Below are 25387 nucleotides of genomic sequence, written 5' to 3'. Positions count from 1 at the left end.
TGAGCGGTGCGCATATAAGTGGCCCGAAAATTCAAAGCCAACCTTGCAAATAGGCGGTTCCTTTAGGTCGCAACTTCTCGCGCTCGCACGCTCAAACGAAGCCGCGTCGCACGGTCGCCGCACATCTTCGCCAAAACTAATGTGTTGGACCCTATAAAAATACGCTGCCAAATCACTCAGGCAAGGTTATTATATAAAATTTTAGCTTAAAGTAGCGTTTTTGCGAGGCTTACGCAGGAATTTATATTTTGCTGAGCGCTCACTGCGGGCGAGGTAAAAATTTTCAGCTCTTTTGCCGTCGTAAGCCCGATAGCGACGGCTTTATAGCTCTCATCCCAGCCGAAATTTCGAGTAAAATTTCGCACCGCCGAGGGAGCCGTAAAAATAATCGCAGAGTTTTTGGGCGGTTTTTGCTCCTCGTTAAGCGGTTTAAAAACGTTTTCGTAAGCGATTATTTGCGTCAAATTTACGCCGCTATCCCGCAAAATTTCACCCACGCTCGAAGCCGTCTCGCGCGCTCTTAAAAATAGCGTTTTTTTGCCCTTTAAAAACGGTGCGATCTCGGCGGCAAAGTCGTTTCCGTGAGCGTTTTTTGCAGTGTGAATTTGAGCGAAGCCAAACTCGCTAGCCGCGTGGCTAGTGCCGTCGCCGATGGAGTAAATTTGTAAACTAGCGGGCGAAATTTGATTAAATTTTAGCGCATTTACGGAGTTTTTGGAGGTCAAAACCAGAGCGTCAAATTCGGCTAAATTCACGCTAAATTTATTAAATTTTATCTCGTTTAAAACCAGCGTCTTTACGCCCTCAAATTCCAAATTTGACCCGACTAGATAGATCATTTTCGCCCTTAAATTTATGATTTTGCGGCCGAATTTTACCGCAAATCCTCAAATTTTAAAAGTCGCTGTCCGCGGCCAAAAAGCAAATTTTATTTCGCCGCGTCGCGCCTGCTTAGATACTCTTTTGCCTTTTGTTTTAGCGCTTTATACAGCTTGCCGGCATCGTCTGCGCCGTATTTTTTAACCAGTCCGTTGTGAAAATCGCCCAAATTTTTACTCTCAAACGCGATTTTTCTAATCTCTTGTTTTTTAACCTCGTCTATCTTGATCGAGAGCTGCGCTTTTGCCGTATTTTCAGCTTTATTTTTTACTTCGTTTTGCAGCGCGGGAGCTTGTTTTGATTTTTGCGGCGGACGCTTGTTTGATAAATTTTGCCCTTTCCCATCAGCTTTAAGACCCTCGCTAGAAGCTTTGACGCTAAAATTTTGCTCCGCATCTTTTGGCTGCTCGGTAGGACCCGGATCATCGCTCAAATTTGCTTCTACGGCTTTGGTTTCTTGTAAATTTTCATTATTTGTCGCTACGCCGTTTTCGCTCTCTAAGGGTTGCGATTTTTCGGACTCCGAACTTTGCACTATTTGCGAGCGATTTTCTAAATTTTGCTCTTTTGTCTGAACGCTTTGGGTATGTAGAGCCTCGCCGCTTAAATTTAACTCTGTTTGCGGTTTTTCTCGCTCGTCAAATTTTTGCTCGTCGCCTTGCGTCGCCGGCCTAGATTTTGCGGAATTTGGCGCTGCGATACGCTTTACTTCGCCTTTTTGCGAGTTTTCAATTTGAGGTTTTTTGTAAATTTTCCTCGCGTCCTCTTTTAGCGCGTTATACACGCCCGCGCCGTTTTTGCTGCCGAATTTTGAGATAAATTTCATATGAAGCTCGCTGAGGCTGCCCGAGTTTCGTATCAAGATCGCGATTTCGTCTTGATTTTCTTCGATGAGCTGTGCCGTGTGCGAACGATTAAAGTCAAATTTGAGTTTATGAAATTTGCCGCCGTTTTTATCTTGTTTATTAAAAAAATCTATCACGTCGTCGTAAAATTTATCATTGCTGACGATGTAAATTTTGTCTTTTTTATGTGAGAGTTTGCCCATTAAAAACGTAATTATTTTATCGGCATAGTCCTTGTGAGCGCTTTGTAAAAGTATGATTTTTATTTTGATTTTTCGCGCTAGAAACCACGCCAAAACGGAGATGCTTAGCTTTTGTCTATCGTTAGTTACGATATAAATTTTATCTTTTCGGTCTAGCTTTTTTAGCGTCGCTAGATTATCTACGCTTATGTTTTCGTCATCTATTATAAATCTTGCCATATATTTCCTAAACGAGTCGGGGCAAGCGCCCCGAAACTCTACATCTTATCTTTTGTCACGATAAGCAGCATTTTAAATTTTTCCGGGATCTTTAGCCCGTGCGGGATTTTACCCGGAAGCACGATAGTATCGCCTTTTTTGATATCAAAATGCTCATCGCCGATAGTTAGCTTCATCTCGCCATCAAGCGCAACCAAAAGAGCGTCGCCCGGAGCTGCGTGAGTAGATAGCTGTTGGTCCTTTGAAAACGATAGTAACGACATCGAGCCGTTTTCGTTTTTGACGAGCGTTTTGCTTACGATTTTGCCTTCTTCGTATTCGACCGCATCCACTAGGCTAAAAATAGCCGCCTTAGGTAAATGATCTATCATTAAGTCCTCCTTAAAATCGATTGAGACGTATTTCGTCGGTTCGTTAAAAACTAGTTTTCGCCATACTTTTTTCTCTATCAGGCAGGCCTGTTCGCCGCCTAAGCGCATCTGCTTTTCGCCGTAGTGCAGGCTCGCGCCGCCCTCTACGACCCACGCGAGGCTGTCGCAAAATAGCATCTCGTGATCTAGCTCCTCGCCCGTATCAAAGGCAAACACGTCGACGTGAGCGTTTTCGCAGTCAAAAATTCTCTTGCTAACGACACTTTTTGCGATCACTTTCGTATCGGCGTTTAGATTGTAAATTTTACTCATTTTTCTTCCTTTCGTAAATTTACGTGTCATTGTAGCTAAAATTTTCGGACGATTTATTGATAAAGATTATCTCTTTTTAGTAAATTTTGAATCGGTTTTAAACAAAATTTAGGTGCGAAAACGCCTAAATCTTACACCAGCTTGCTATATTTATTAATGTTGTTTTATGCACGCTACATAAAACAAATACCTTATATTGCGAAATATGGCCTATTTATTCATTCCACACATTATCTAAAATATTAACTTTAACTTTTTCTTCTAGATCAAATCCGGTATTAGTTTTATACTTTTTATTGATTGCTACAATAATATAATAAAAAGCATCTACAATATCTTCAAACGATGAGTATTCACCAACTTTAAATTTTTCATTTACATGAGCTATATTGTTTCTTATTTTGTCTGTATATTCATGTAAAAAAGTAGCCGCATCACTTTCAATTTTTCTACTTAATGAACCATCAAAATTATCAATATTTTGCGTAAGCTCTAGATTGCTTAAAAACTCACTGTCACCCAAGATTTCTTGAAATAAATCCTTATAATATCCATTTAGTTTATCTTTATGTAAAAATTCAAAATGTATATGTCTTTCTAACGTTTTCTTGTTAATATTTTCTTTTAGTAATTTAAAAAAAGCATCAAAAGACTTATTCTTATCTTTATTTTTATCTTCAAATATAAACTTAATTTGCGACTCGTTATCGGAAAATATTAAATGAGCAATTCTCTCCGATAGATCTGTAAATTTTACACCTACCTTTTCTTTATTGTAAATATAATTATCTATAAGATCTTTTAAGAAGTTTTCAAATGTAGTAAAAACAGACAAGTATAATGAGTTTTTCAATAAATTTTTTGCCAACTCTGAATTTATTTCCCCATCCAAGCTAGGCAGAATCTTATTGTATATATCCTTATATGATTGATATTTTTCATTAATTTCATAAAGCACGAATTACGCCTCGTTTAAAATACTAGAAAGATTTTTTCCCCATTCATACCTTTTTTCAACATTTGTTGTATTATTTGTAGCTCTCAAGAAAATATTTTCATCACTATCTTTTAAAAAATCCTCGAATGATTTTTTTATCTTACTCTTATTTTTTACTACTTCGTCCATACTAAATTTCGATAAAACTACCAATTGTAGCTCAGCAATTGTTTTATTAATACTTGTAGAGCCGATCTTATTGATTCTAATAAAAGCATCATTTCCAAATACAGTATTAACTTTATTTATAGAATCTTTAATAAAGTTTGTTAAATTTAAGGCTTCTTTCATATCATTTCTATACTCTTTAAGATATTCCAATATTGCCGTATTAAGTCTACCATTGTAAGTACGGTATTCTTTATTTAAATAATTTTTATTTTCTACTTTTATTTCCTTTAATGTCCAATCAAAACCATCAACAAAACCCTCCATAACTTTGGCTCTTAGTAGAATCTCGTGGTATCCGAATCGTTTTTTGAGAACCGGTCTGCTTCCGAATAGTTTATCAACACTTTTTTCTTGCGATGCAGTATTTAATGAGTCTATTAATTTTCCACGATACATAACGTTGAGCAACTCTTGGTTGTTTAATTTTATCGAACCGCTATTTATTCTTGAAAATATATCGTATTTAATATCTTCTGTCGAATCCTTTTTTATGATTACAACTGGGAGTGAAACATTATTAAATTTTCTTTGCATTTCAACCATATCATAGTAATTTTTTTTATTGAATTGCTTTAAAGTTTCTAAGCCATTTAGCACCAAAGTATCCAAATCGCGTAAATTAGTTGGCAACTTTTCAATTTCATTGACAACCAATTTGGATTTCATAAAAGAAAATATAGTGGTAAGTCGCTGTTGCCCATCAATAACCTCGAATGTATCATCGCCATTTTCCGCTAAAAAAATAGTTGGAATCGGTATTGACAGCAATAGAGATTCAATAAACTTAGACATTGTTCTTTTATCCCAAACAAATCTTCTTTGGTAGTCGGGCTGCAAATTTAGTTCGCCCTCAACTATCATTCTAAATAAATCTGAAGTAGACTTATCAACTTTATCAACATAAAGTTTTCGTTTATCATCTTCGTTTAGGTCAACTTCAGACTCTGTTTCCATCTCTAAATCAATGTCAGTTGAATCTATTTTCTCTAATAAATTTACTTCCGAATATCTATTTTTCGTATTATTCATTTCTACTCCATAATCCATATCAGAAACCTTAACAATATTTTCAAATTATCAACTCAACATATTTTTCATAATATCACCGAAAATCTCTTCCTTTTACTCCCACTCTATCGTTGCAGGCGGTTTGCTCGAGATGTCATAAACTACGCGGTTGATGCCGTCTACTTCGTTTATGATGCGGCGAGATACGTTTTCTAGCAGGTCGTACGGTAGGCGTGAGAAGCTAGCCGTCATGCCGTCGCTAGCGTCCACTACGCGTATGCACACGGCGTTTTCGTAGGTGCGGTTATCGCCCATGACGCCGACGGAATGCACGTTTAGCAGCACGCAAAACGCCTGCCACGTTTTGTTGTACCAACCGCTTGATTTTAGCTCGTCGCGCAGGATCACGTCGGCTTTGCGTAGTAGCTCAAGGCTTGGCGTATTTACCTCGCCCATTATGCGGATCGCAAGGCCCGGTCCAGGGAATGGATGACGAAACACGAGCTCACGCGAAAGACCGAGCTCAAGGCCTAGCTGGCGCACCTCGTCTTTAAAAATCTCTCTTAAAGGCTCAATTAGCTCAAAGCTCATCCAATCAGGCAGTCCGCCCACGTTATGGTGGCTTTTGATCGTCTTGCTAGAGCCCGCGACCGAGCTTTCGATGATATCGGTGTAGAGCGTACCCTGAGCTAAAAATTTGACGTTATCGTGCTTTTTGGCCTCTTTTTCAAAAATTTCGATGAAAGTTTCGCCGATGATCTTGCGTTTTTTCTCTGGATCGGTTACGCCCGCGAGCCTTTCTAGGAAAGTTTTACTCGCGTCTATGCTAACTAGCTCGACTCCGAGCTTTGTCCTAAAAGTCGCCTCAACCTGCTCGCGCTCACCAGTTCTGAGTAGTCCGTTATCGACAAAAACCAGGATCAAATTTTGCGGTATAGCAGCAGCCAAAAGCGCGGCGGTAACGGAGCTATCTACACCACCGCTAACGGCGCAAAGGACTTTTTTATTGCCCACGGTTTCTTTGATTTTAGCGATCTGGGTTTTAGCAAAGCTGCCCATATTCCACGTGCTTCCACATCCGCAGATATATTTGGCGAAATTTTTTAAAATTTGAGTACCAAACTCGCTGTGCTGCACCTCCGGGTGAAACTGCAAAGCATAAAATTTGCGCTTTTCATCGCCAAATACGCAATAAGGCGAATTTTCGCTCGTCGCGATCGCTTCAAAGCCGTTTGGTAAATTTTTTACGAGGTCGGAGTGACTCATCCAGACGGTTTGCTTTTCAGGCGTATCGGTAAAAAGCGGATGAGATTTTAAGACGCTAAGGCTTGCCTTGCCGTACTCTTTGTGAGAAGCCGGAGCGACTTCGGCGCCAAATTTATGCGCCAAAAGCTGCATGCCGTAGCAAATGCCCAAAATCGGCAGCTTTAGCTTAAATACGCCCTCATCGCAAAAATATGCATCAGGAGCATAAACGCTAGCAGGACCGCCGCTTAGGATTATGCCTTTTGGTTTTTTTGCTTTGATCTCCTCGACCTTAGCGTTAAAAGGCAAAATTTCGGTATAAACACCTTGCTCGCGCAGGCGTCTAGCGATGAGCTGAGTATACTGCGAGCCAAAATCCAAAACTATTATCGTGTTATTCATGATTGCCCTTTAAAAATATAAATGAAAAATTTCAAACTGTATGTACCAGATCACGACAGATACGATATAGCCGGCAACCACGGTCCAAGCGTATTTCATATGTGCGCCGAAGGTGTAGATACCCTTTAGTTTACCCATGACGCCAACGCCTGCTGCAGAACCGAAGCTAATCATCGAGCCGCCGATACCGGCAGTCAAGGTAACTAGCAGCCACTGGCTTAAATTTTCGCCCGCATCAGCACCCATCATAGGATTTGCTTTTAGCACGGCAGACATAACAGGGACGTTATCCACGATAGCAGATAGGAAGCCGACGCCGATATTTACAGCAGTGGCGCCGAATTTATCATAAAGCGAAACGGCGTAGTTTAAAAATCCGACGAAGTGTAGCGCGCCCACGGCCGCAAGGATACCGAAAAAGAATAAAAGCGTGTTGTTTTCGATCTTTGACATATAGTGAAAGACATGCATAGGCTCTTCGTTTTTGTTTGTTTTTTTGTAGATGTAGGTGTAAATACTAAGAAGCGAGAAGCCAAACATCATGCCCCACATCGCAGGCAAGTGGAAAAGCTGGTGCATCATAACGGCCGAAAATATCGTAAATGCGCCAAGCCCGATAACGACTTTACCGCCTTTTTTGATGCTTACTTTCGGCTCTGCGGCCGGATCAAAGTGCGGGCTCCCAGCGGGCACTATGCGCACTAGCAAAAACGCTGTAACTAGCCAGCCGATAACAGAAGCAGGAAAAAGTGCAAAAAAGTCGATAAATGGCGCCTTGCCCGCAGCCCACGCCATTAGCGTCGTGATATCGCCAAACGGACTCCATGCGCCGCCTGCATTTGCGGCTACGACGATGTTTATCGCGCCTGCGACTAGGAAATTCGTGTTGTTCTTATCTATCGTTAAAAGTACAGTGGAGAGGATAAGAGCAGTGGTTAGGTTGTCAGCGACAGGACTAATGAAAAACGCCAAAACGCCCGTTAGCCAAAAGAGTCTTTTGTATGTATAGCCCTTTGAGACGAGGTTGTATTTTAGCGCGTTAAACACGTCACGCTCGATGAGCGCCTCGATATAGGTCATAGCTACCATGAGGAAAAATACGATCTGCGAAATCTCTAAAATCAGGTGATTTACCTCATTTTGCAACAAATGCACGTCTAGGCCGTTTGCCAGCATATAAAAGCCGATAAGTAGGAACATAAAAGTGCCGATAAATATGGCCGGCTTAGCCTTATCGATGTGAAAATTTTCCTCCGTAGCGATGAAAAAATATCCCACGACGAAAATGATGAGGCTCGCGATACCCACCCACGTAGTCGTTAAATTTAAAGCCTCGCCCGCAGCGTCGCCGCTACCGAAGGCCAAAGCGAAAAACAGACTCAAAAGTCCGACGATCTTCATTTGTTCTCCTTGATTTATAGTTTATTTATTTTTTCGGTTTTGCTGTTTGACGGCTCGGACGGCGCTTCGTAGAACGGATCACCCTTGTGGCCGCAGCCTGCTATAAAAATTAACAAAAAAAATGCTAAAATCGCCTTATGAAAGAGGCTAAGACTATTATTCGACATATTGTTGATAATCCTTTTTATAAAGAGTTAAAAAACCGTAGCGAATGCGGAGAATTTTTACAGCTTTTAAGCCTAAATCATCGCAGGCTCATCGCCTTTTGCTACGAGAAAAACGGCATTTTGTTTTTTGCCCTGTTTCATCCGCTAGGACTTCAGGAATTAAAAAGCGATAGTAGTATAAAAATGTTAAAAGGCTTATTAAAAATCTATTCTAGCGTAAATTTTGACGGCAGGCTCGCTCGCGTGACGGATATTAAATTTTTTGTGACAAAGCATTTAAAATTTAAAAAAGCGACCGACCCATACGAAAAAAAACGAATTTTTACCTACGCCGAGCCGGCCAAGGGCGAGTTTGTAAATTTAGCCAAAAGCGAGCGGATTTTTGAGGGATTTGAAAAAATTCGCCTTGCCATAAAGCAAAATTTAGCCAAAGAATCAAGCGGGGCGCGATGAATCAAATTTGGCCGAATTTAATCCAAAGCTCAAATTTACTAGCGGGAGCTAAAATTTGCTAATCGACGAGATCCGCTCGTTGCCCGCCAAGCCCGGCGTTTATCAGTATTTCGACAAGGCCGGCAAGCTACTTTACGTCGGCAAGGCTAAAATTTTAAAAAACCGCGTCAAAAGCTACTTTTCATTTACGCCCGAGCTCGCCCCCTCGCCCAAGGTCAGCCCGCGCATACACAAGATGATCAGCGAGGCCGTACACCTCGAGTATATCGTTACTCCCAGCGAAGCCGACGCGCTGATACTAGAAAACTCCTTCATCAAGCAGCTAAGGCCCAAATACAACATCTTGCTGCGCGACGATAAGACCTATCCGTATATCTACGTAAATTTGGACGAGGATTTCCCGCGCTTTGAGATCACGCGCAAGATCGTCCGGGGCAAAAACGTCAAGTATTTCGGCCCGTATTTTCGCGGAGCACGCGAGCTTTTGGATGCGCTTAGGCTAAGCTTTAAACTCGTGCAAAGCAAAAGCGCGCTCAAAGCCACTGGCGCCTATCTGCCCTACCAGATCGGCTATTCAGAAGCTCCTCTCATCAGCAAAATTTCGCCCGCCGACTACGCCAAGGTCGTAGAGGGCGCGATCGCAGCGCTAAATAATCCCCTTTCTATGCTGCCAAAGCTCGTAAATTTGATGAGCAAATACGCCCAAAACGAAAACTACGAGCAAGCCGCCCTCGTGCGCGATAAGATCAACGCGATCAAGGATCTAGACGTCAAAATCGAGGTCGATCTAGCCAAGCTTGAAGATTTTGAGGTTTTTGCCGTGGGAGCGGAGCAAAATTTGCTTTGCGCGGTGCGTTTTAGCGTGCACAGCGGTAAAATCAGCGGCGTGTATCAAAATATAACAAACGCCAAAATGAGCTCGCAAGGCGACCTAAACGACGCGTACAAACAGATCGTTTTAGAGAGTTTTCCAGCAGGTGCGCCCGTCGTGAGCGCGAAAATTTACGCGCTTGAGGCCTTTGAGGACGCTAGCCTCGTAGAGGAGATCTTGACCGCTCGTCACGGCCGTAAATTTAGCATCTCAGTCCCTAAAATTGGCGAGAAAAAGCGCATCTGCGAGATGGCGCTAACAAACGCGCAAGTCTTTATCCAAAAATACCTAAAAACCCACGACGACACATTTTTGGACGAGCTAAAGGAGTATTTCGGCCTCGCATGCGCGCCGCATGTCATCGAGACCTTCGACAACTCGCACATGTTCGGTGCGGCCGCAGTCGGCGCGATGGTGCGCTTTGAGCACGGCAACTTCGCCAAGGAGCACTACCGTCACATGCACCTCTCTCACGCAAACGATTACGACCAGATGCGCCAGATGCTAGAGGGGCGCGCTTTGCGGTTTGACAAGCTTAGTCCGCCCGATCTATGGCTCATCGACGGCGGTCAGGCGCTGCTAGACCTCGCCTCGGACATCATCGCTAGCAGCGGCGCAAACGTCGATATACTCGCCATCTCAAAAGAAAAAATAGACGCCAAAGCCCACCGCGCAAAAGGCGGCGCGAAGGATAAAATTTACGCTCCAGGCGGCGTTTTTACGCTACCAACGGGCGACAGGCGGCTACAATTTTTCCAGCGACTTCGCGACGAGGCGCACCGATTTGCGATTACCTTTCATCAAAAAACCAAGCGCAAGGAGGATCTGGGCGCTAGCAAGCTAGCAGACGCGGGCATATCGGCGGGCAGTATCGCAAAGCTCGTTAAATTTTACGGTAGCTTTGAAGCGATAATGACCGCAACGAGCGAGGAAATAGAAAAGGTGACGAATAGGAGCGTGGCGGCTAAAATCGAGCAACTAAAAGAGGGTGAAATTTGAAGCTTATTCTGTAAAATTTGCCCTGAAATTTGAGCTAAATTTGACGTATTTGTTTTCGTTAAATTTGAAAGCGCAAATTTAACTCCCCGCTCTTGGGTAAATTTCGCCGCGGTTATTTGCAAGTCAATCCGTCAAATTTGGCGTAAAATAAAATCAAATTTGAGCGTTAAACTCAAAACTTACGCGAGCGATTACGTAGCGCAAATTTAAATTCCGCACCGCCGCCAAGGTCTGCTTCGGTAAATTTAGCGTTTCGCGGCTTTTTCTATCGCTTCCGCCGCTTCGCAGCCCTCGCTCCAGCCGTAAGCGCACGCCTTTTGCAGATATTTTTTTGCGCTAGTTACGTCTTTTTCGCCGAGCATTGCGTTGTAGTAGAGTACGCCCAGATTAAAGCAAGACATCCCATCCTTCGCCTCGCAGGATTTGCGCCAGATTTCGCCCGCTTTTTGCGCGTCTTTTTTGACACCGAGCCCTTGTTCGTAAAGCGAGCCTAAATTTGCGCAGCCTAGCAGATAGCCGCTATCGCAGGCTTTTTTATAGAGCAAGACGGCCTTTGGTTCGTCCTTTTTAACCCCTTCGCCTTTGCGATATGCTACGCCCAAATTTACGCAGGCGCGCACATAGCCAGCGTCGCAAGCTTTTTTAAACAACGCAAACGCCTTTTCGTAGTTTTTGTCCAGGTCGCACTCTTCAAGCTTGACGCCGATGTAGGCAAGACCCAAGTTATCGCAACTCTCAAAATCGCCCGCGTCGCAACCCCTTTGCAGTCCGCTCGTATCGCATTTTGCAGCATTTAAAGAAACCGCCGTAAAAACGGCTAAAAATATAAATTTATTCATCTTGTATTTTCGATATCAAATTTAACATGCCATTTTGTAACGAGCGCAAATTTAAGTCCGAGCGACTAGGCAAATTTGACGAAATATTGCGCCCGTCAAAAAGCAAATTTGGCCTAAATTTACGCCTTTTTGCCTTTTTTCTTGCCTTTGTCGCCAGGTTCTTCGCCCTTAAACCACCCTTTTATCTTATCCCAGATCCCCTCGTCCTCTTCCTCGTCGTAGCTCGCCTTGCCGGCTTTGATGCCAAAGCTTTCTTGTAGCTGATTTAGTAGGGAGATCTGCTCGTCCGTTAGCTCTTTTGGCGTTTTTACGGAGATTTGCGCCACGAGTCTGCCGTACCTTTTGCTATTTACGTTTTTTATACCGAGCCCGTCAAATACGAACTGTTGCTTGTCCTTTGCGCCGACCGGTAGTTTTAGCTCGGTCGTGCCTTTTAGCGTCGGGATCGTGATCGTCTCGCCCAAAATCGCCTGCGTGAAAAATACCGGGATCTCGATGTAAACGTCGCTTTCGTGACGTACGAAATGCTCGTCGGCTTCAACCTCGATATGCACATATAGATCGCCTCTGGCGCCGGTTGATGAGACGTTGCCCTTTTCGCTCACGCGCATACGCATGCCGTCGTCGATGCCCTCGGGGATATTTACTTTTACGCTTTGGCGCTCTTCTTTAAAGCCGCTACCGCCGCAATCAGAGCATCTATCTTTGACCGTTTCGCCCGTGCCGTTACAGTACGGACACTCCTGCACGAAGCTCATAAAGCCCCTCTGCTGCGATATCCGCCCCCTGCCCTCGCAGTGCGGACAAACGTGCGTTTTGCCGTCTTTCGAGCCACTGCCTTTGCATGTCTGGCACGGCTTTTTGATCGTAAATTCTATCTCTTTTTCGGCGCCGAATACCGCTTCGTTAAATTTGATCCTAAGAGCTATCTCTAGATCGAGCGGATATTTGTCGCTGCTTCTTTTGCGACTGCTTGCGCCTGAGCTAAATCCACCGCCAAAAAACGAGTTAAATATGTCGCCCAAATCAAAATCCGCGCTAAACCCGCTAGAGCTAAAGCCGCCTCTGCCCTCAAGCCCTGCCTTGCCGTATCTATCGTATATCGCGCGCTTTTCCTCGTCGCCTAGCACTTGGTAGGCTTCGTTTACCTTTTTAAAATTTTCTTCCGCTTCTTTGTCGCCTTGATTGCGGTCCGGGTGGTACTTTAGCGCTAGTTTTCTAAATGCTTTTTTTATGGTTTCAGAGTCGCTATTTTTGCTGATTTCTAAAATTTCGTAGTAGTCTATTTCCACAAAATCTCCTAAATTTTTTAAATTTAAAGGGTGATTTTATCTTATTATTTATAAAAATTCAAAGCGGGGGAGAATTTTAAACGAGGATAGTAAATTCGGAAAAAAAATTTAACATTTTTTGGTTATAATCATTTTCGTTAAATCTATTTGAAAGGCTTAAAATGATTAATGTTTTAATGATTGAAGACGATCCGGAATTCGCACAAATCCTATCCGAGTACTTGAGCGATTTTAATATAAAAGTAACAAATTTCGAAGATCCTTATTTGGGACTAAGCGCCGGAGTAAAAAATTTCGACCTGCTTATCCTAGACCTTACCTTGCCTGGCATGGACGGCCTAGAAGTGTGCAAAGAGATCCGCAGCAAATACAACATCCCTATCATCATCTCCTCCGCTCGCAGCGATATCAGCGACAAGGTCGTGGGTCTGCAGCTAGGCGCAGATGACTATCTACCAAAACCGTACGATCCAAAGGAAATGTACGCGCGCATAATGAGCCTAATCCGCCGCTACAAAAAGACCAACGAAGTGCAAGAAGAGGTCGTGGATACGCTATTTAGGATAGACGAGCGCAGACACGAAATCTACTACAACAACGAAAGCCTAACGCTAACGCCGGCCGAGTACGAGATCTTGAGCTATCTTATCAAACAACACAGCTTTTCAGTCTCTCGCGAGCAGCTAGTTTATAACTGCAAGAGCCTAAAAGACAAGGACTCAAAGAGCCTAGATGTCATCATCGGCAGACTAAGAACCAAGATCGGCGACAGCTCAAAAGCGCCTAAACATATATTTTCGGTACGCGGAATAGGCTATAAACTCATAGGATGAGATACTCCTTAACCACGAAGATTTCGGTAGTTTTCGCGCTGGCCTTTTCGCTTGTTTGTATCTTATTCTACACGTTTGCGAGCATACAGCTAGATAACGCGCTAGAAAAGATAAAAAACAAGCAGCTAAACGCGATAAACTACCTCATCGCCTCATACGAAAAGTCAAATCCGCCTAGCGATTTGACTAATTATTTTAGAAATTTCGGACTAACCTATGTTAAAAGCGACAAAACCGTCGCAAACGTCATCAGCACCGGCAAGACAGTCTTTGCCAAGCAAACGCAGCTGGGACTCTTTCAGTCGCTGCTTTTTCAGGATACTTTGTATCTGCAGATCAAAAATCCTTCGTTTCAAATTTTACTCGAAAGCGACGATACGAAAAACATAAATGACCCGATTTGGGTGGGCTTTATACTCACGACGGCGCTTCTAGTGTCGCTTTACGTTTCGGTAATGAAGTCTCTGATACCGCTTAAAAAACTAAGCTCTGATATCAGGAAATTTGGTGCCGGAAATATGGACGTAAATATCGCCAAACCCGACTCCGACGACGAGATCGCCAAGGTCGCGATAGAATTTGACGCCGCAGCTAGCAAAATCAGGGAGCTTTTGCGCTCTAGACAGCTGTTTTTGCGCACGATCATGCACGAGCTAAAAACGCCGATCGGCAAAGGTCGCATAGTCTCTGAAATGGTGCAAAATCCTACGCACAAAACCCGCTTGATAGCGATATTTGAGCGCCTTGACATGCTCATAAACGAGTTTGGCAAGATCGAGCAGCTGCTATCCAAAAACTACGCGCTAAACTATCAGGAGTCGTACTTTTCAAACATCCTTGACCAGGCGCGCGACATGCTGATGCTCGATAAATTTGAAGAAAAAGTGAGCGTAGATATCCGCCGAGATATATTGCTACGCGTGGATTTCGGACTCTTTTCGCTCGCGATCAAAAACCTCATAGATAACGCCCTAAAATACGCCGACGACAAAAAGGCACAGGTCATCTGCGACATAGACGGCATAGTCGTGAGAAATCTAGGCCAACCGCTACAAAATCCTATCGAGTACTACATGCAAGCCTTTATCCGCGAAAAGGGCAGCAAAAGCAGCGGCATGGGGCTAGGCCTCTACATCATCGACCACATCTGCCGCATGCACAAATTTAGCCTAAAATACTCCTACGAGGATGGCTTCCACTCATTTAAAATTTGCACCAATCCAAAGGAAAGCGTTGAAAAAAGGGCTTGAGAAATTTAACGAGCTCGTAGCGGCCTTTGAGCGACTGCCTGGCGTGGGCAAAAAGTCCGCCCAGCGCTACGCCTATCACGTCTGCCTAAAGGATAGCTTCGGCGGACTAAAGCTCGCTCAAAGCATCGAGGACGCCGTGAGATTTACGGGCAAATGTCAAATTTGCGGCGGGCTTAGCGAGGACGAGATTTGCGACATTTGCAGCGACGAGACGCGAGATAAGGAGCTACTAGCAGTCGTAGAAAGCCCAAAGGATATCCTAGTTTTCGAGCAAAGCGCGATCTACCGCGGTCGCTACTTCGTGCTTGAGGAGATAACGCCAGAGCAAACCGAGAAACTGCGCGAGGTCATCCGCCAAAACGGCGTAACTGAGATCATTTTTGCACTAACGCCCGGGCTTAGCAGCGATGCGGTGATGGTTTTTATCGAGGATAAGCTAAGTGATTTGGGCGTTAAATTTAGCAAGATAGCCCAAGGCGTACCAACAGGCGTAAATCTCGAAAATATCGACCTTCTATCGCTTATGAAGGCGCTTGATAGCAGAACTGAGCTGTAAATTTAACTCTGGCGCATAAAGCTTTTTGGAAATTTACGTTGCGTTTTTAAATTCTCTCAAATTCAAATTTAAGACTATTCAAGCAAATTTGACACCGCATTTCACACAGGCACCTCCTCAAATTTAACCCGCCGCCAAAGCTAATCAAATTTGCAACGACTCAAATTTGACGCGTAGCCTCAAAATCAAATTTTACAAGCACGATAAAGAATAAAAAGAAAAATTTAAAAAGAGAAATTTACGACCAGAAGGCCGTAAATTTAAGCCGCACGAAACGAGCGACGAGAAGTTACTTCGTAGTTTTTTGGATATATGAGAACTCGGAAATTTTCGTCCACTCACGAGCTTTAGCTAAAAACGCTCTTTGAGAGTCCAATATCTCCTTAAATAGCGGATCTTTGGCCGCTTCTTCGTCTAGGATCTCGTCGCTTGCTTTTCTAAGCGCATCCATGACGTCTTGCGGAAACGAGCGAACCTCGATATCGGGATACTCGGCTTTCATCTTCGCCCAGTACTCGGCGTTATCAAAGAACGATCGGCTATTTAGCATGCTAGCTACCTCGTTAGCCGCAGCCTCGATCACGGCCTGAAGGTCGGCAGGTAGCTTCTCATAGGTCTTTTTATTTACGAAAAACTGAGTCTGACCGCTCGGCTCTTGCCAGCCCGTGTAGTAGTATTTAGCGATCTTGTGAAAGCCTAAGCCCATATCAAACGCAGGGCTAACCCACTCGACCGAGTCGATCGTGCCCATCTCTAGCGCCATATATAGCTCGCCGGTCGGGATAGTGTTTATCGTCGCTCCCACGCGCGCCATAACCTCGCCGCCAAAGCCGGGGATCCTGATTTTTAGGCCTTTTAGATCATCTACGCTTTTGATCTCTTTTTTAAACCAGCCGCCCATTTGCGTGCCGGTATCCCCCGCAAGGAAAACTTTGATGTTGTATTTGTCGTAAACTTTTTCCTCTAGCTGCTTGCCGCCGCCGAATTCATACCAAGCGCGAAGCTCAGTCGCGGTCATACCAAAAGGCACGGCGGTAAAAAACATAGTATTCGCGTCCTTGCCCTTGTAGTAGTAAGACGCCGTGTAGCCGATATCGTACTGGCCGCCTTTTACGAAGTCTAGGATACCAAACGGGGATTTGTGCTTAGAGGGATAGTCTATCCTCACCTCTAGTCTGCCATCGCTTAGCGTCTCGACGACGCGCTTAAATTCTTTCGCTGCGTCGCCCAAAACCGGAGTCGTGCTCTCCCAGGTGCTGGCTAGCTTTAGCTTATAGGTTTTGTCCGCTGCGTTCGCGCTTAGCGCTAAACCGAAAGCAGCCAAAACCGCTAAAAACTTTTTCATTTTTGCTCCTTAAAATAAATTGGCCGATTATACTTATTTTTTTTAAAAATTTGGTAAAATTGCGCAAAAAAGGGGCATCCATGAATAAAAAAACCAAAATCCTAGCCACGGTCGGACCAGCCAGCGAATCCATAGAGGTTATGGAGCAATTAGTTTTAGCAGGAGTCAATGCTTTTAGGCTAAATTTTAGCCACGGCACTCACGAATATCACAAATCAAATATCGATAAAATCAGGCAAGTAGAGGCGAAGCTCGGGCGGAAAATAGGCATATTTCAGGATATCTGCGGCCCAAAAATAAGAGTCGGCAAACTAGACAGAAGCGAATTTAAACTAAAAATCGGCGATACACTTATCTTTGTAAAAGATGAAATAATCGGCGAGCAAATAGACGAAAATCACTATAAGCTTTGCATAAACCAGCCTCAAATTTTAGCCGCTCTAAAAACGGGCGAGTACATATACCTATGCGACGGACAAATCCGAGCCAAAATCACGGAAGCAAGCGCCCAAAAAGTAGAAGCCGTGGTGGAAAACGACGGGATACTCCGATCAAACAAAGGCGTAAATTTCCCAAACACCAAGCTTAATATCGAAGTCATAACGCCAAAAGATTTAAAAGATCTAGAATTTGGCGCAAAAAACGGCGTGCATTTCGTCGCGATCTCTTTCGTACAAAACGCAAACGACATAAGAAAAGCTAGAGAAATCCTAAAGGGCTTTGGCTCCAAAGCTCAAATTTACGCCAAAATAGAAAAATTTGACGCCGTAGAGAATATCGACGAGATCATAGAGGCGAGCGACGGCGTGATGGTCGCTCGCGGAGATCTAGGTATCGAGGTGCCCTACTACAAGGTACCGACGATCCAAAAACTCATCATCAAAAAAGCAAACGAAGCAGTTAAGCCAGTCATCACCGCTACACAGATGATGCTAAGCATGGCCGAGCACGAAACAGCTACTAGAGCCGAGATCAGCGACGTGGCAAACGCCGTACTAGACGGCACCGACGTAGTCATGCTAAGCGAAGAAAGCGCAGTCGGCATCAACCCCGTAGCCGTCGTAGAAGCGATGAGCAACACCATAATCCAAACGCAGCAAATTTATCCTTTTAACAAATTTGATTTTGACCGCTACGACGATACCGATATGATCGCATCTAGTACCGCCAGGCTCGCCTCCGCGCTAAAAGTTGACGGCATCATCGCGCTAACATCATCGGGCGGTTCGGCAGCAAAACTAGCCAGATACCGCACCGATATAGATATCATCGCTATAACGCACAACGAGCAGGCCGCGTATAGGCTGACTCTTTGCTGGGGCATAACGGCGGCATTCGTGATAGAAAAAGAAGAAAGACTGCACACGCTCATGGCTAAATCGATCAAAGCCGCAGTCGAAAAAGGCTACATAAAAGACGACAAAAGCTACATCATGACCGCTGGCTATCCGACGGGAGTGGCGGGTAGCTCAGACTTGATCAGAATTTTAAGAAAAGCTCAGATAGATTATTATCTAGAAGAAGCCGATAAATAGAGGGCTTTTCGCATCGAGGCCTCGATTTTAGCCTCGTCAAGCGAGCCCTCAAAAAATAAATTTAACGCTAAAACCGCCTGAAAAAGTAGCATCTCTGAGCCGTCTTTATGCGCGAGCCCGCTAGCGGCGGCTAAATTTAAAAAAGGCGTTTTCTTGCCGTAAATAACGTCAAAGGCAAATTTGCTTTCATCAAAAATCGGACGCAAAATCTCGATCGGTGCGGGCAAATTTTTATCTTTTAACCCCGCCGAGGTCGTATTTACGACGAGGTCAAATTTGCCGCCTTTAAATTCGCCGAAATCCGCCCAGCTAAATTTTTCAAATTCGGCAAAATTTGCTAGCCTCTCCTCGCTTCTATTTAGCACGCAAACTCGCACGTCGCGGCTTTTTAGCGCATATGCGACCGCTCTAGCCGTTCCGCCGGCACCCAAAATGAGAGCTGAATTTATCTGCCCAAAACTCTCTATCGCTCGTAAAAATCCTGGTGCATCTGTGTTGTAGCCGTAAATTTTATCGCCGCGAGCTACGAGAGTATTTACGGAGCCGATTTTAACAGCCGTTTCGTCTGGGGTGTCGCACTGCGCGAGCGCTGCTTCTTTGTGAGGTACGGTTACGTTTGCGCCGCTTAGTTTTAGTTCTTTAAATTTAGAGATGAGTTGCGAGCCGTCCGCTAGCTCGTAACGAGTATAGAGGGCTTCGTGAGATAGACCCAGCTCGCCGAGGGCTAGGTTGTGTAGCCTCGGCGAAACGGAGTGAGAGATAGGATTGCCGAAAACGGCAAAAATCATCATTTTATATTTACGATAAAGGCGTTCGGAGCGGCACTTTGCTTGATTTTAGCAAGCTCGCTTTTTAGCTGCTCGCCGCTGTAAGGGCCGACTAGCACCTTGATGATTTCATTGCCGTTTACATTCGTCCTGTATAGCTTATAGGTGTATCCTGCGGCTTTTAGTTTGCCAAGCTCAGGCGCTTTTTCATTAAAGTGCTTAACGGCGAAAACTTGCACGTAACTACCGCTGTGAGCATCGCCGCCACTAGCTGCAGGAGCTTGTTTGGCCGGCTTTTGTTTTGCTGGTTTTTCTTTGGCCGCATCGTTTTTAGGCTGTTTTGCAGCTTTTTCTTGTTTAGGCTCTTTTTGTTTTACTACGTTTACGTGTTGCTTAGGCTCGGCTTTTGGTTCGCCTGGCTGAGCGCTTGGAGCGTCATTTTGCTTTAAAGCACCTTGTATAGTAGAAGACTCGGTCGGCGTAGGAGCTGTCGCGCCTGCATCTTGCTGCCTTTTATCCTCTTTTTCCTTAAGCGCTTTTACCATATCCTCAAAGCTATCTTGGCCTTTGTTTTCAGGCACGATAGGCACCTGCTCAAAGGTAGGATTTGGCTGCTGCGCCTGAGGTTCGGATGGAGGAGGCGGAGCGACTGGCGGGACGTTAGCTTGTGCTACTTGCGGCGCAGGCTCGTTAGGCGGCGTAGCAGGCACGCTCACTTGCTGAGGGATACTTCGTGTATTGTCCGGCTCAGGCGGCAAAACCAGCCTAGAATCAGTTTGTGCAATCTGATCGTTAGTTTCGGAGGAATTTAAAAATTTCATCACGATGAGAACAGCTAAAAAGATGATGACAAAAACTGCGATGAGGATTAGTATCCTCTTAACGCTTTTGCTCTTTTTATCCTCGTTATTATCAAGCATGATATCTCTTAGCTCGTTATATTCCATTTTCACTCCTTACATATGTTTTGACCAGCTTGCGCCGCGCTCTTTTTGATAAACTTTGTACGGCAACGTCAAGATATTAAATTCTTTCGGTAACTCCATCGTCGGAAACACTCTCCACTCTTTAACCAAACGCGAACTAAGCAACATAGATAGTTTATTCGCTATCTGATAGCCCTCATTTAGCGTCGTGTGCCCTTTGTGTATATAAAGGTGCAAGTGTCCCGGTGTCTTGCTCTCGTAGGCGGTAAAATTTATAAATCCCTCCTCGCGGAGCAAAAGCTGAGCACGGTGCCAAAAGCGCTCAGGCATCCTGCCGTTGTAGTCAAAGACGATATTTTCTACCTTGTCGCCAGGCAGTATCAGCGAGTGCGCGACAGTGATCTTGCCCTCGTCGTGATCTTTTATCACCTGATAGCTTAGAGGCTCATTTATGAGCTCAAATTTGTTGAAAAACGTCCGTCCCTTGTACTCAATCTTACTTACGATATTATCGCGTTTGATCCAGTAGTGGCTCGTGTTCATTTTGATTAGCGCGGTGTCTATGCTCTGCATCAATAAGTCGCCTTATCATAGATGATAAATTTGCCCGCAAGCTCTTTTAGTTCGGCTTTTACTTTTTCTTGAAGCGCTGCGTTATTGATATCGCTTAGCACGTCGGCGATTTTGTTTGCGATGATCTCAAATTCCGCTTCTTTCATGCCGCGAGCCGTAAGCGCCGGACTTCCGATGCGGATACCGCTTGTAACAAACGGGCTTCTAGTTTCGCCTGGAACCGTATTTTTATTTACCGTTATGCCTGCGTTTCCAAGAGCGATGTCGGCATCTTTACCGCTAAATTCACGATTTAAAAAGCTCATTAAAACCAGGTGATTATCCGTACCGCCGCTAACTAGGTCAAAGCCACGTTTTACCAAAACATCAGCTAGTTTTTTGATGTTTGCCTTAACTTGCTTGGCGTAAATTTTCCATTCAGGCGAAAGGTTATGTTTAAAACCTACCGCCTTTGCCGCGATAACGTGAACGAGCGGTCCGCCCTGAATGCCAGGGAAAATAGACGAATTTATCCTTTTAGCGTACTCTTCGTTGTTTGTCATAATGATACCGCCGCGAGGTCCGCGAAGGGTCTTGTGCGTAGTTGAGCTCACCACGTCGCAGTGCGGAAAAGGACTCTGATGCTCGCCAGCTACGACTAGGCCCGCGATGTGCGCCACATCGGCAAAGAGTATAGCGCCGACGGCGTCAGCTATCTCGCGGAATTTCTTAAATTCGATCTCGCGAGTATATGCGCTCGCGCCGCACACGATCATCTTAGGTTTTACGATTTGCGCGATTTCCATCACTTTGTCGTAGTTTATTCGTCCGTCAAGCTCCACGCCGTAGAAAAAGCTCTGATAAATTTTACCAGAGCTGCTTACTTTTGCGCCGTGAGTTAGGTGTCCGCCATGGCTTAGATCCATGCCTAAAATTTTATCGCCCGGATTTAAAAGCGCGCCGTAAACACCCTGGTTTGCCTGCGAGCCTGAGTTTGGCTGTACGTTTGCAAATTCGCAACCAAAAAGCTCTTTGCAGCGATCTATCGCTAGCTGCTCAATCTGATCGACGTATTCGCAGCCGCCGTAGTAGCGTTTGCCTGGATAGCCTTCCGCGTATTTATTGGTTAGAATCGAGCCCATTACTTCCATTACTTCAGGATAGGTAAAATTTTCACTCGCGATCATCTCGAGGTGGTCGCATTGGCGTTTTAATTCCAAATTTACTAAATCAAAAATTTCTTTATCATAACTTTGCAAACTCATTAATTCTCCTTGGTTTCGTTTTTTTGCGGTCTCATCGCCGGGAAAAGTACCACGTCGCGGATGGATTTTTTATTGGTTAGTAGCATCACGAGCCTATCTATACCGATGCCCTGCCCCGCAGTCGGAGGCATCGCGTAGCCAAGAGCCCTCACATAGTCCTCGTCCATCTCGTGAGCTTCATCGTCTCCTGCATTTTTAGCTTCGATTTGTGAAGCGAAGCGGCCGTATTGATCAATCGGATCGTTTAACTCGTTAAAGCCATTTGCTAGCTCGCGCCCTGCGATAAACAGCTCAAATCTCTCCGCGATATTAGGATCTGCATCACTTCTGCGAGAAAGCGGGCTGATCGAAATCGGATAGTCTATGATAAACGTCGGATCGGTTAGCTTGCTTTCTACATAGTTATCAAAAAGCTCGGCTTGCAAATGCCCTAAATCAAGCTTTGCGTTTGCCTCAAAGCCGTCCGCCTTGAGCTTAGCTAAAATTTTATCTTTATCGTCAATGATAGTTTCGTCTAGTCCGCCAATTTCTACGAGCGCTTTTTTGTAGCTTATACGTCTAAACGGTTTACTAAAATCGATCTGCATACCGTCAAATTCGATGATTTTAGGCATATCGAGTTTATCAAGAAGCACGTTAAATAGCTCCTCGGTTAGCCCCATCAAATCGTGATAGGTATGCCATGCCCAGTAAAACTCGATGCTTGTAAATTCGGGATTATGCGTTAAGTCCATACCTTCGTTGCGGAAATTCCTATTCATCTCATAAACAGCATCAAAACCGCCCACGATGAGACGCTTTAGATAAAGCTCGGGCGCGATGCGCAAAAATCTCTCGACGCCAAGTGCGTTGTGAAACGTAACGAAAGGCTTAGCGTTAGCTCCGCCAGGTATCGGGTGCATCATAGGAGTCTCGACTTCCAAAAAGCCCTTGTCCTCGAAAAATCTGCGAATCGTACTAACTATAACAGAGCGGCGCTTAAAATCAGCCCTAACCTCGGGGTTCATTATCATATCTAGGTATCTTTGGCGATATCTAGTCTCTATATCCGTTAGTCCGTGGAATTTCTCCGGAAGCGGCGAAATAGCCTTTGATGCCAAAGTTAGCTCGCTAACGTGCATCGAAAATTCGCCCGTTCGCGTGACGAAGGCATATCCGCGTACATATATGATGTCGCCTACTTCGATATTTTTCTTTACGACCTTAAACCAGTCTGGATCAAGAGTTTTATTGCTAAAGTAAATTTGAAGATTGCCATCCTCGTCCTCGATATTGGCAAATATCGCTTTGCCAGCATCCCTAATGAGCTTAACGCGTCCGGCAAGGCTTACTAGCTGACCTTCAGCGCTCTTTTCTTCGGTGTCTATAATGTGTTTAAATTTAAGTCTAAATTTAGTTATATCCATATCGCGGCGTAAAAAATGCGGATAGGGATTTACGCCCGCGCTTCTTAGTTCGTTTGCCGTCTCTAATCTTTGTATTTCTAATTGATTTTCAAATATCACTTGCCACCCTTTGCCTCTTTAGCAACACACTCTTTACATACTCCGTAAAGCTGCATCATGTGTCCAGTTAGCTTAAAGCCGTGCTCTTTCGCGATGTTTGCTTGTCTTTTTTCTATGGTTGCGTCTTCAAATTCTATGATGGTTCCGCACCTGCGGCATATCATGTGATCATGGTGAGGCTTGGTTGCAAGCTCGAATTTTTTACCTTGCGAACCGAAGCTGATAGAGGTTACCATCTCGGCCTCTTCGAGCAAATTTAGCGTCCTATAAACGGTCGCAATGCCGACATTTAAGTCAGGATAGGTCTCTTTAATGAAAAAATAAAGTCTCTCCGGAGTGAAGTGCTCGTCGTTGTTGTAGAGCGTCTTTAGTAGAACTTCTCGCTGTTGCGTGTATTTTAGCCCATTATCTCTCAAAATTTTTTTAAATTTCTCAAGAAGCGCGTCGTATTCTAAATTCTCAATCATTATTTATACTCCTTAATCGTCGAATTTATCTCCAAATTTGGTCTTTGCTCCTGCATAGATGCGTCAAACGGCGTCTCGATATTTCCTACTCCGCTTGCTATGCCTTTTACGTCCACGTTCATTATCCATTTGCCCGTATCCAGCAAAATCGGGTACAGTTTACTTCCCCTAAAATACGGCTCTATTTTGTTGTTTAAAACTTGAATATTTGAAATAGTCACTATCAAAACCGCAAAAACTAGGAAAATTTTAGTGCTTCCGATGACAAATCCGCCCATTTTATCCAAAAATCCAAGTCCGCTTAACCCTACTAATCTCGATAAAAATGCGCCGATACCCAAGCAAAGTATCCAGAATACGATAAGCGTCGTTAAAAATCCAGCAAAAAATAAAATAGAATCGCCCTCTATTTTATAAACATTATCGCTTATTAGATGACCGACTCTAATACCGAATCTACTAGCCACCACGATACCGCCGATTAGACCGATGAGGCCAAATATTTCCTTTACCAGTCCGCTTATCACGCCTTTTATACCCAGTATCAAAACCAATGAAACGACGACTACGTCAAATAGAGTAACAAAATCCATTACATACCTAACAATGGCGCGAGTTCTTGCTGATTGGTTGAATATCTCATCGCCATTTCTTTCGTGATTTGATTTGCTCTAATAGCTTTCATTAAAGACTGCGTTTGCGTCATCATGCCGGTTACTTGTTGGTTTAGCTGCATTTGGGAGTAAATTTGATGCACCTTGTTTTCTCGAATAAGGTTTGCGATAGCATTATTGTTAATTAGTATTTCGTGTATAGCAAGTCGTCCGCTGCCTATTTTTGGAAGTAAGCTTTGCGATATAACCGCCGTTAACGAAACCGAGAGCATATTTCGCACCTGAAGCTGCTCGCCGCCCTCAAAACTATCTATAATACGGTTGATAGTCTGAATAGCCGAGTTTGTGTGCAGCGTGCCAAATACCAAGTGGCCAGTCTCTGCTGCCGTAATAGCCGTAGATATCGTTTCTCTATCTCGAAGCTCGCCCACCAAAATAATATCAGGATCTTCACGAAGTGCGCTTTTGAGCGCCTTGGCATAAGACTTGGTATCCACGCCAACGTTTCTATGAGAAAAAAGACCTTTTTTATTCGTGTGTACGAACTCGACAGGATCTTCTACGGTAATAATATGCTTTCTCTCATTTAAATTTATCTCGTTTAGCATCGCGGCAAGCGTCGTCGATTTACCGCTACCCGTAGGTCCGGTGACCAAAATTAGTCCTTTTTCGCGCTTTACCACTTCTTTAAAAATAGCAGGCGCTCTAAGGTCGTCAAGAGACGGAATATCTGTCGGAATAATACGAAATGCGGCAGCCAAATCGCCGTTCATAGTATAGTAATAGTTTCCTCTAAAACGTCCGACGCCGGGAAGCTCTATTGCGAAGTCAAGCTCCCTATTTTCCTCAAGATCGCTTTTTTGCACGTCGGTTATGAGCGCATAGCAGATATCTTGTATATCGTGCCCTTTTAGCACGCCGAGCTCAAGCGGCCTCAAAGTTCCGTCTATTCTGATCTGCGGCTCGCTTCTTGCGACAAGGTGCAAGTCGCTGGCCTTATTGTGGACGACCGTTTTTAATAACGTCTCCAAGCTTACGTCTATCTTCTTGGGCTCTAAGCTATCATTTTGAGTTTCTTGCCTTATTTGCTCCATATAA

General features: G+C 44.3%; 24 protein-coding genes. 6 read left to right on the top strand and 18 right to left on the bottom strand.

Features of this window, described 5'->3' with window-relative positions:
* Positions 1–206: 206 nt before the first annotated feature.
* The 7 genes from Q0394_RS04365 to nhaD form a co-directional block, all read right to left on the bottom strand.
* Positions 207–839, bottom strand: coding sequence for a uroporphyrinogen-III synthase (locus tag Q0394_RS04365; protein WP_298945674.1), 633 nt, complete (start codon positions 837–839; stop codon positions 207–209).
* 89 nt (positions 840–928) lie between these two features.
* Positions 929–2146 carry a PIN domain-containing protein gene (locus Q0394_RS04360; protein WP_298945673.1) on the bottom strand — a complete coding sequence of 406 codons (1218 nt, stop codon included), beginning with the start codon at positions 2144–2146 and terminating at the stop codon, positions 929–931.
* A gap of 38 nt (positions 2147–2184) precedes the next feature.
* A complete protein-coding gene (locus Q0394_RS04355; RefSeq protein ID WP_298945672.1) occupies positions 2185–2829 on the bottom strand; it encodes a cupin domain-containing protein in 645 nt (214 codons plus the stop codon).
* A gap of 214 nt (positions 2830–3043) precedes the next feature.
* A complete protein-coding gene (locus Q0394_RS04350; RefSeq protein WP_298945671.1) occupies positions 3044–3787 on the bottom strand; it encodes a hypothetical protein in 744 nt (247 codons plus the stop codon).
* 3 nt (positions 3788–3790) lie between these two features.
* Positions 3791–5044: a DUF262 domain-containing protein gene (locus tag Q0394_RS04345; RefSeq protein ID WP_298945670.1), complete on the bottom strand. Its 1254-nt coding sequence runs from the start codon at positions 5042–5044 to the stop codon at positions 3791–3793.
* 75 nt (positions 5045–5119) lie between these two features.
* Entirely contained in the window at positions 5120–6652 is a 1533-nt protein-coding gene (gene guaA, locus Q0394_RS04340; protein WP_298945669.1) for a glutamine-hydrolyzing GMP synthase, read from the bottom strand.
* 9 nt (positions 6653–6661) lie between these two features.
* Positions 6662–8053 (bottom strand): sodium:proton antiporter NhaD, encoded by a 1392-nt coding sequence (nhaD, locus tag Q0394_RS04335; protein ID WP_298945668.1) that lies wholly within the window; start codon positions 8051–8053, stop codon positions 6662–6664.
* Between the two features lie 137 nt (positions 8054–8190).
* Between nhaD and Q0394_RS04330 the strand changes: the two genes are divergently transcribed.
* Both Q0394_RS04330 and uvrC read left to right on the top strand, forming a co-directional pair.
* Complete coding sequence (locus Q0394_RS04330) at positions 8191–8673, top strand: hypothetical protein (protein WP_298945667.1); 483 nt, start codon at positions 8191–8193, stop codon at positions 8671–8673.
* Between the two features lie 55 nt (positions 8674–8728).
* Positions 8729–10543 (top strand): excinuclease ABC subunit UvrC, encoded by a 1815-nt coding sequence (gene uvrC / locus Q0394_RS04325; protein ID WP_298945666.1) that lies wholly within the window; start codon positions 8729–8731, stop codon positions 10541–10543.
* Positions 10544–10788: 245 nt separating this feature from the next.
* Here the strand turns inward: uvrC and Q0394_RS04320 are convergent, their stop codons facing one another.
* Positions 10789–11382 (bottom strand): tetratricopeptide repeat protein, encoded by a 594-nt coding sequence (locus tag Q0394_RS04320; RefSeq protein ID WP_298945665.1) that lies wholly within the window; start codon positions 11380–11382, stop codon positions 10789–10791.
* Between the two features lie 119 nt (positions 11383–11501).
* On the bottom strand, positions 11502–12674 hold the full coding sequence (gene dnaJ, locus Q0394_RS04315; protein WP_298945664.1) for a molecular chaperone DnaJ: 1173 nt from the start codon (positions 12672–12674) through the stop codon (positions 11502–11504).
* A gap of 161 nt (positions 12675–12835) precedes the next feature.
* Here dnaJ and Q0394_RS04310 point away from each other — a divergent pair, with 161 nt between their 5' ends.
* Genes Q0394_RS04310 through recR form a run of 3 tightly spaced genes read left to right on the top strand, consistent with a single transcriptional unit; the run spans position 12836 to position 15313 of the window.
* A complete protein-coding gene (locus Q0394_RS04310) occupies positions 12836–13507 on the top strand; it encodes a response regulator transcription factor (RefSeq protein WP_002948262.1) in 672 nt (223 codons plus the stop codon).
* Entirely contained in the window at positions 13504–14757 is a 1254-nt protein-coding gene (locus Q0394_RS04305; protein ID WP_298945663.1) for an ArsS family sensor histidine kinase, read from the top strand. The genes Q0394_RS04310 and Q0394_RS04305 overlap by 4 nt, the downstream gene beginning before the upstream one ends.
* A complete protein-coding gene (gene recR / locus Q0394_RS04300) occupies positions 14741–15313 on the top strand; it encodes a recombination mediator RecR (RefSeq protein WP_002948255.1) in 573 nt (190 codons plus the stop codon). Before Q0394_RS04305 ends, recR begins: the two co-directional genes overlap by 17 nt.
* Before the next feature lie 289 nt (positions 15314–15602).
* Here the strand turns inward: recR and dctP are convergent, their stop codons facing one another.
* The gene (gene dctP, locus Q0394_RS04295) at positions 15603–16658 is read right to left on the bottom strand and encodes a TRAP transporter substrate-binding protein DctP (protein WP_002948252.1); all 1056 of its coding nucleotides are present in this window, start codon (positions 16656–16658) and stop codon (positions 15603–15605) included.
* 80 nt (positions 16659–16738) lie between these two features.
* Here dctP and pyk point away from each other — a divergent pair, with 80 nt between their 5' ends.
* A complete protein-coding gene (pyk, locus tag Q0394_RS04290) occupies positions 16739–18193 on the top strand; it encodes a pyruvate kinase (protein ID WP_298945662.1) in 1455 nt (484 codons plus the stop codon).
* Here pyk and Q0394_RS04285 read toward each other — a convergent pair.
* From Q0394_RS04285 to Q0394_RS04250, 8 genes are read right to left on the bottom strand one after another with little or no spacing between them, the layout of a single operon-like run.
* Positions 18169–18984 (bottom strand): shikimate dehydrogenase, encoded by an 816-nt coding sequence (locus Q0394_RS04285; RefSeq protein WP_298945661.1) that lies wholly within the window; start codon positions 18982–18984, stop codon positions 18169–18171. The genes pyk and Q0394_RS04285 overlap by 25 nt on opposite strands.
* The gene (locus tag Q0394_RS04280) at positions 18981–19907 is read right to left on the bottom strand and encodes an SPOR domain-containing protein (protein WP_298945660.1); all 927 of its coding nucleotides are present in this window, start codon (positions 19905–19907) and stop codon (positions 18981–18983) included. The genes Q0394_RS04285 and Q0394_RS04280 overlap by 4 nt, the downstream gene beginning before the upstream one ends.
* Before the next feature lie 9 nt (positions 19908–19916).
* Positions 19917–20459 carry a DUF1882 domain-containing protein gene (locus Q0394_RS04275; RefSeq protein ID WP_002948243.1) on the bottom strand — a complete coding sequence of 181 codons (543 nt, stop codon included), beginning with the start codon at positions 20457–20459 and terminating at the stop codon, positions 19917–19919.
* Positions 20459–21703 carry a serine hydroxymethyltransferase gene (locus Q0394_RS04270; protein WP_298945659.1) on the bottom strand — a complete coding sequence of 415 codons (1245 nt, stop codon included), beginning with the start codon at positions 21701–21703 and terminating at the stop codon, positions 20459–20461. The genes Q0394_RS04275 and Q0394_RS04270 overlap by 1 nt, the downstream gene beginning before the upstream one ends.
* Complete coding sequence (lysS, locus tag Q0394_RS04265) at positions 21703–23205, bottom strand: lysine--tRNA ligase (RefSeq protein WP_298945690.1); 1503 nt, start codon at positions 23203–23205, stop codon at positions 21703–21705. Before lysS ends, Q0394_RS04270 begins: the two co-directional genes overlap by 1 nt.
* Positions 23205–23678 carry a Fur family transcriptional regulator gene (locus Q0394_RS04260; RefSeq protein ID WP_298945689.1) on the bottom strand — a complete coding sequence of 158 codons (474 nt, stop codon included), beginning with the start codon at positions 23676–23678 and terminating at the stop codon, positions 23205–23207. The genes lysS and Q0394_RS04260 overlap by 1 nt, the downstream gene beginning before the upstream one ends.
* Positions 23675–24268, bottom strand: coding sequence for a CvpA family protein (locus Q0394_RS04255; RefSeq protein ID WP_298945658.1), 594 nt, complete (start codon positions 24266–24268; stop codon positions 23675–23677). Before Q0394_RS04255 ends, Q0394_RS04260 begins: the two co-directional genes overlap by 4 nt.
* A complete protein-coding gene (locus Q0394_RS04250) occupies positions 24268–25383 on the bottom strand; it encodes a type IV pilus twitching motility protein PilT (protein WP_206159250.1) in 1116 nt (371 codons plus the stop codon). The genes Q0394_RS04255 and Q0394_RS04250 overlap by 1 nt, the downstream gene beginning before the upstream one ends.
* Between the last annotated feature and the right edge of the window lie 4 nt (positions 25384–25387).

The organism is uncultured Campylobacter sp., assembly GCF_938039205.1.
In the GTDB taxonomy this organism is placed as follows: Bacteria; Campylobacterota; Campylobacteria; order Campylobacterales; family Campylobacteraceae; genus Campylobacter_A.
The sequence above is the reverse complement of the archived record's forward strand: the minus strand, read 5'-3'. Positions and strand labels throughout refer to the sequence as shown.

Coding starts and splice junctions, on each gene's coding strand:
- Q0394_RS04365 (WP_298945674.1), bottom strand. CDS start 839: ATGATCTATCTAGTCGGGTCAAATTTGGAATTTGAGGGCGTAAAGACG.
- Q0394_RS04360 (WP_298945673.1), bottom strand. CDS start 2,146: ATGGCAAGATTTATAATAGATGACGAAAACATAAGCGTAGATAATCTA.
- Q0394_RS04355 (WP_298945672.1), bottom strand. CDS start 2,829: ATGAGTAAAATTTACAATCTAAACGCCGATACGAAAGTGATCGCAAAA.
- Q0394_RS04345 (WP_298945670.1), bottom strand. CDS start 5,044: ATGGATTATGGAGTAGAAATGAATAATACGAAAAATAGATATTCGGAA.
- guaA (WP_298945669.1), bottom strand. CDS start 6,652: ATGAATAACACGATAATAGTTTTGGATTTTGGCTCGCAGTATACTCAG.
- nhaD (WP_298945668.1), bottom strand. CDS start 8,053: ATGAAGATCGTCGGACTTTTGAGTCTGTTTTTCGCTTTGGCCTTCGGT.
- Q0394_RS04330 (WP_298945667.1), top strand. CDS start 8,191: ATGAAAGAGGCTAAGACTATTATTCGACATATTGTTGATAATCCTTTT.
- Q0394_RS04320 (WP_298945665.1), bottom strand. CDS start 11,382: ATGAATAAATTTATATTTTTAGCCGTTTTTACGGCGGTTTCTTTAAAT.
- Q0394_RS04310 (WP_002948262.1), top strand. CDS start 12,836: ATGATTAATGTTTTAATGATTGAAGACGATCCGGAATTCGCACAAATC.
- Q0394_RS04305 (WP_298945663.1), top strand. CDS start 13,504: ATGAGATACTCCTTAACCACGAAGATTTCGGTAGTTTTCGCGCTGGCC.
- dctP (WP_002948252.1), bottom strand. CDS start 16,658: ATGAAAAAGTTTTTAGCGGTTTTGGCTGCTTTCGGTTTAGCGCTAAGC.
- pyk (WP_298945662.1), top strand. CDS start 16,739: ATGAATAAAAAAACCAAAATCCTAGCCACGGTCGGACCAGCCAGCGAA.
- Q0394_RS04285 (WP_298945661.1), bottom strand. CDS start 18,984: ATGATGATTTTTGCCGTTTTCGGCAATCCTATCTCTCACTCCGTTTCG.
- Q0394_RS04280 (WP_298945660.1), bottom strand. CDS start 19,907: ATGGAATATAACGAGCTAAGAGATATCATGCTTGATAATAACGAGGAT.
- Q0394_RS04275 (WP_002948243.1), bottom strand. CDS start 20,459: ATGCAGAGCATAGACACCGCGCTAATCAAAATGAACACGAGCCACTAC.
- Q0394_RS04270 (WP_298945659.1), bottom strand. CDS start 21,703: ATGAGTTTGCAAAGTTATGATAAAGAAATTTTTGATTTAGTAAATTTG.
- Q0394_RS04255 (WP_298945658.1), bottom strand. CDS start 24,268: ATGGATTTTGTTACTCTATTTGACGTAGTCGTCGTTTCATTGGTTTTG.
- Q0394_RS04250 (WP_206159250.1), bottom strand. CDS start 25,383: ATGGAGCAAATAAGGCAAGAAACTCAAAATGATAGCTTAGAGCCCAAG.